General features: G+C 67.3%; 5 protein-coding genes. All 5 read left to right on the top strand.

The features are described from left to right. The first annotated feature begins 250 nt into the window (after positions 1 to 250). The gene (gene eccE / locus QH196_RS18990; RefSeq protein WP_280417141.1) at positions 251 to 1,699 is read left to right on the top strand and encodes a type VII secretion protein EccE; all 1,449 of its coding nucleotides are present in this window, start codon (positions 251 to 253) and stop codon (positions 1,697 to 1,699) included. Positions 1,700 to 1,722: 23 nt separating this feature from the next. Next, positions 1,723 to 2,070, top strand: coding sequence for a helix-turn-helix domain-containing protein (locus QH196_RS18985; RefSeq protein ID WP_280417140.1), 348 nt, complete (start codon positions 1,723 to 1,725; stop codon positions 2,068 to 2,070). Positions 2,071 to 2,153: 83 nt separating this feature from the next. After that, positions 2,154 to 3,254, top strand: coding sequence for a discoidin domain-containing protein (locus QH196_RS18980; RefSeq protein WP_280417139.1), 1,101 nt, complete (start codon positions 2,154 to 2,156; stop codon positions 3,252 to 3,254). A gap of 21 nt (positions 3,255 to 3,275) precedes the next feature. Further along, complete coding sequence (locus QH196_RS18975; RefSeq protein ID WP_280417138.1) at positions 3,276 to 4,169, top strand: hypothetical protein; 894 nt, start codon at positions 3,276 to 3,278, stop codon at positions 4,167 to 4,169. Positions 4,170 to 4,384: 215 nt separating this feature from the next. Then, the coding region (locus QH196_RS18970; protein WP_348538088.1) for an NAD-glutamate dehydrogenase domain-containing protein at positions 4,385 to 5,317 on the top strand (933 nt) is incomplete at its 3' end.

The following is a 5,317-nucleotide window of genomic DNA, read 5'->3' as shown; positions in this document are numbered from 1 at the left end:
CGGGACGCCGGACTTCGCTCCGGTGATGTCCGAGTACCTCGACTCGCAACCAGGTCTTGTCACCCTGTATCGCGCCGCACGGGAAGCCACCCGGATCCCGATCACGCTTCCTGGCGGCAAAAAACTCAGCCTGGGTGCCGGGGTGTGTCCCTCCCCCCCCGCCCCCCCCTCGGGGGGGGGTGGGTGTTGGGGCCGGGGGGGGGGGGGGGGGGGCCCCCCCGGGGCCGCCGGGCTCGGCACACCGCTACCGGTGCACGATGTGGAAGTGCCGGCGGGACTGTGCGGTATCGCCGAGGACGGGGCCGTCCTGATCGCCATGATCCAGCTCGCCCCGAATCTCGATCTGCCGACGGTGATCGCCGAGCAAACCATCTATACCGAGGACACGGTATCGGTCGAGAGTCTGCTGCCCATGCTCGACCATTACGGCATCGATATCGATATCGATATCGTCACCACCGGGCAGCGGGTGCGGTCGGCGGGTAGTTACAGCATGCTCTACGACCAGTTGATCGGTTCGCGTCCGGTTGTCGGCAACCGGCTGACCTGGCTGGTTCTCCGGCTGGATCAGGAACGAAACCTGAAGATGCTGGCACGCCGGGGTCCGTGCGCGGTGGTTGCACCGAAAACGCTTGCCACGGCGGCGCACCGGATCGCGGTGCGGCTGCGCGAACGTGGTATGGCTGCGCACCCGCTGCCGGCCGCAGCCTTCGTGGACGCTACCCGCCTGCTCCATGTCGGTGCGGAACTGCCGGATCTGACGGAACGTTGGGGCTGCCTGGAATCCCCGGTTCCCGGCCGTTTCGTCACCAGTTTCGGGATCGATTGGTCGGAGCTGGACGAATCGGGTCTCGACGATTGCTGGACCTGGAACAGCGGGCGCACCACGCTGGTGGTGAGCCTGAGCGAAGTGGACGGCCCCCGGGCTGCGGTCCGCTATGTGGGGCCCGCGATGACGGAGACACTGCCGGACTACCTGCGCCGGTTGCCGGGCCGTCAGGCGTTGGCCCTGTGCGCGACTCTGCCGACGGGCGCCTCGCTGCGTGACCTCACCTGTGATGAGCGGACTGTGGAGGAGGCACCTCCCGATATGGCCGCCGGTCTATCGGTGGCGATCGGGCCCAACGGCCAGATTCTGGGCGCGATCAGCGGACAGCCACGGCACCGGCTGGCCCTGCCCCTGTTCGATCCGGCCCGGTACAACCCCCGGCGGCGGGCAGTGGATGTGCAGGCGATGCTTCCGGTGGCGCAGCAGCTGGTGTTGCGCGCCACCGTGGTGGGCGCCGATATCGAGGTGCATACGAACCGGCCGCAGCGCTGGCAGCAGTTGGTCAGCGCGGTCGGCGATGCTCGCTCCCTGCGATTGGCCGACCCCGACGGCGGAGCTGACGAGACCGACGCGACCATTGCGGTGTTCGACCAGCTACCGCCGCAGGTCTCCGCGGCGCCGACCACCCTGTCCATCAGTGATCCGGGGAGTCCGCGGCGCGGTGCGGTGGATCTGGCCATCGAACAGGTGGGGGAGGCGCAGCTGGATGTCCGGATCCCGATGCGTACGGTCCGGGTGAATCTGGTGGAGCCGCGCGGCGAAACCCGTTATCTCGAGGACAACGACCGGCCGCCGCCGGGCGCAGTGGCGATACCGAGCTCCGACCGGACGGTCCCGGTGACCCGGCCCCATGGATATCCCGCCCGTTGACAAGGGCAGAACAGGTAATCTCGATGACCGTGGTAGCGGATACCGAATCGGACAGCGGAAGATTCGACAACTCGGAGGGAACGCAGGAGCACACTCCACGACAAGCCGCGGCGGCGATCTTCTCCAGCAGGCTGTCGGAGCTGATCGCCGAATCGGTGGTTTCCACCGAGGACGGATCGACCCGTGGGCTGACTTTGTATTCGCTGGCACAGCATCTGGAGCTCGCCTATCCCGATGTGCCGGTTTCGCAGTCCGGACTGTACCGGCTCATCCATGGTGATGCCATCCCGCGGCTCGATCTGATCATTGCTTTGGCGAGGGTGTTCGATGTACCGCCGGAGTATTTCGTCACCGCCGAGAAACCACGCTGAGCGGCCGGCCCCCGTCCCCAATCGTTCCCATTTGTGGGAATGTGGGAGCGGGGGCCGATCGATGAACCGATACCATTTCGGCTATGCCCGATGCGGATTCCGGAGATGTATTTCTCCGCAATCGAGGCGCGATTCTGGATGCCCTGCTCGCGGATCCGGCTTTCGGGCTCACCGATGAACCGGCTGCCCGGGCCGAGGAGCCGGTCGCGGTCGCCGCACCGCCCGCCCGGGCGAGTTTCGACGAATCGCTGCTCGGTCCGGCCGCAGATCCCGGCCCGGTAGCCTACAGTCGATCGGAACCGGAACCGCCCAGTGCGGAACCGGATTCCGAACCGGTGCCGGTCCCGCCACGACGGTCGACCGCGGGCCCCTCGGCCAGTGAGCGGATCAATGCCCTGCTCAGCGGGCAACCCATGGACCCGGGCGCAACATCGTCGCTGGCCACCGAGAATGCCGAACGAGCCGCGTCCCGGCTGAATTCCCCCGCGGCGACGGAGGACCAGCCGGAACGGCCCGCCGAAAGCGAGCGGGCCGCTGCCCCCCGGCAAACCCCGCAGGAGATGGCCCGGGAGGTGGCCGAGCAGCTCCGCAAGCCGCGGGTGGCGCTGGCCGTGGCCGCGGTGGTCGCCTTGCTCATCGTTGTGCTGCTGGTGGTGACCGGTGGCGAAGAAGAGTCCGGCAGCACTCCGCTGGCCGTCACCGCGGCGCCCACGCAGGCGCCACCGGCCACGGAACCGCCCGGTAGCGGCACCATAATGCCCAAGGCTGCCGAATCGAGCTGTCCGCCCGGCGGTACCGAAGGGATGGATGCCTTTTCCGGCGAACCGGACAAGGCATGGTCCTGCCCTCGGGCCTACAAGCTGGACGGTCAGGTCTTACGCATCGATCTGGGGCAGGAGTACGAGATCGACTCGATCGGTATCGTCCCCGGCTGGGACCACGTCGGTACCGACGGCGCCGACCAGTGGACGGAATTCCGGACGGTGAGCCGGGTTTCCTACCAATTCGAGGACGAGGACCGGACCACGTACACCCAGGAGACGCTGGATCAGCGCTCGCTGGTGGTCACCCGGATCGAGCCACCGCTCAAAACGTCGGAGATCGTGCTGACGGTATTGCGGAGCGCCGGTTCGCGGTCTACCAATACCGTCGCCATCTCTTCGATCATCATCACGGGGCGGTGATCCGGTCATGAGATGCGGGGTGTGGCGATGACACAGGTGCGCTGTCAGTACTGTGGGCATACCGCAGGCCCGGCGGTCTCGGCCTGCGCCAATTGCGGTGCACCGCTGCCGGAGGCGCGCACGGTGGACCCGCCGGGCGATGCCGCTCCGGGCGTGACGCACGCCGGCCTGGGTGCTCATCTCGCCGAGATGGGCGGCAGGGCCGGCGGACAGGGGTCGTGGCCGGGCTTACCGGGGCATCACCCGGGGGTGGAGGCGTGGCCTCATCGCCATGGTTCACCGGCCGACGACACCCAAGGGCGCCCACCCGGTGCTGCCGCCCCGCGCCATCGGCACGGTGTCCTGCGATTCCTGCGTTCACGGATCGCGGGTGAGGCGGAAGCTGTTGTCACGGCGCATCATCCGAAATGGCAGTGGCGGGTGGCGGGTGGTGTCGCGGTGGCGGTGCTGCTGGTATTGGCTTTTCTGATGGTCAAATCCTGTGCGCTCACCGCTCCGCCGCTGACCGCCCCGCCGGGGCTGGGTGGGGTGTCCGCGCCGGGCGGCGACCCATCGGCCGTGCTGCCGGGCCCGTTGCGGGAGGCCGCCTGCCGGCCGCACGACGAGACCGACGGAGTGCAGAGTTGTGTGCTCGCCGCCGGGAGTCCGTTGCTGGCCGGTGATATCACCGGCGGCCGGGCCCTATCGTTCCAGGTGCACAGCGCTCAGCCGGCCGTGCTGGCGCAGGCTATTGCGCAATGGCGCACCGCCAGTAGCGAAGTAGTCGCCGACGGCGAGGTGTTCGCGGCGATCAGTGCCTCCTCGGCGGTCTGGTACGCCGATACGAGTACCGGGTTGCGTCTGGATACCGGGGCTTTCGCCGGTAGCGCCGCGGCGCGGACCTTCCTTTCGCGGTCGGGTCTGCTTCAACCCTGAGCGCTGCTTGCCGGCAGTGTGGTTGCGGCCTGTTCGCCGAGACAGCCGCAGCGAGCGGTTCTTTTTCCGCGATCGGAACTCGTGAGCGTTTACACATCCGCAACGTACCGCTATACAACGGCACAATAAACGCGTAGAGTGCCTGGTATCAGGATCGAAACCGAAGCGGAAAGGCGCGGATCACGGTGACGACAATGCAGGACTCAGTTTCGCCGATGCGATTCCGGATTGATCCGAACGAATTGGGTACAGCGCGTTTCCGGACCGCGCTGTACCGGACGGCGGACGCTCCGCCGGGGGAGTGGCGGTTCACGCTCTACGCCGCCGGCGAGGGGGTCTCGCTGAGCCGGGTCCTGCCCGTACTGCACAGCCTCGGCGTGGAGGTTGTGGACGAACGGCCCTATCAGCTCGAATCCACCGGCGACGGATCCGAATGGATCTACGATTTCCGGTTACGGGTCGTCTCGGCCGTATTACGTACCCGGCTGGACCCCGAACTCGAAGCCGATCTGGACCGTCCGGCCGATTCCGCGAGCGAGGGTATCGCCCGGCGATTCACCGCCGCGTTCGAAGCGATGTGGTTCGGATCCGCGGAAATCGACACGCTCAACGAACTCATCCTGTGCGCGGGTCTGCACTGGCGCCAGGTCGTCGTACTGCGGGCCTACGCGAAATACCTGAAACAAGCCGGTTTCTCCTACGGCGCCGCCGGCATCACCCGGGTACTGCTCGCCCACCCGGAGATGTCGCACGGTTTTGTCCGGCTCTTCGAGGCCTACTTCGATCCCGACGGCAGCGGGGAATCCGCGCACGGTATCGCGGAATGGCTGGAGGCCGAAATCGACGCCGTGGTCAGCCTGGACACCGACCGCGTACTGCGGGCGGTGCTCGGTGTCGTCACCGCGACCCTGCGCACCAACTACTTCCGGCGCGATGCCGAAGGCGAACCGCCGGCCCATCTCTCACTCAAATTCGATCCCCAGTCGATCGGAGTGCTGCCGCAGCCGCGGCCGAAGTACGAGATCTTTGTGTATTCGCCGCGGGTGGAGGGTGTGCATCTGCGGTTCGGTGCGGTGGCGCGGGGTGGTTTGCGCTGGTCGGATCGGCTGGAGGATTTCCGGACCGAGATTCTGGGTTTGGTGAAGGCG

The sequence above is a fragment of the Nocardia carnea genome (genome assembly GCF_029868325.1).
Lineage (GTDB): Bacteria > Actinomycetota > Actinomycetes > Mycobacteriales > Mycobacteriaceae > Nocardia > Nocardia carnea_C.
The sequence above is the reverse complement of the archived record's forward strand: the minus strand, read 5'-3'. Positions and strand labels throughout refer to the sequence as shown.

Excerpts from the sequence above, each read along its gene's own strand:
- QH196_RS18985 (WP_280417140.1), top strand. The coding sequence starts at position 1,723 with ATGACCGTGGTAGCGGATACCGAATCGGACAGCGGAAGATTCGACAAC.
- QH196_RS18980 (WP_280417139.1), top strand. The coding sequence starts at position 2,154 with ATGCCCGATGCGGATTCCGGAGATGTATTTCTCCGCAATCGAGGCGCG.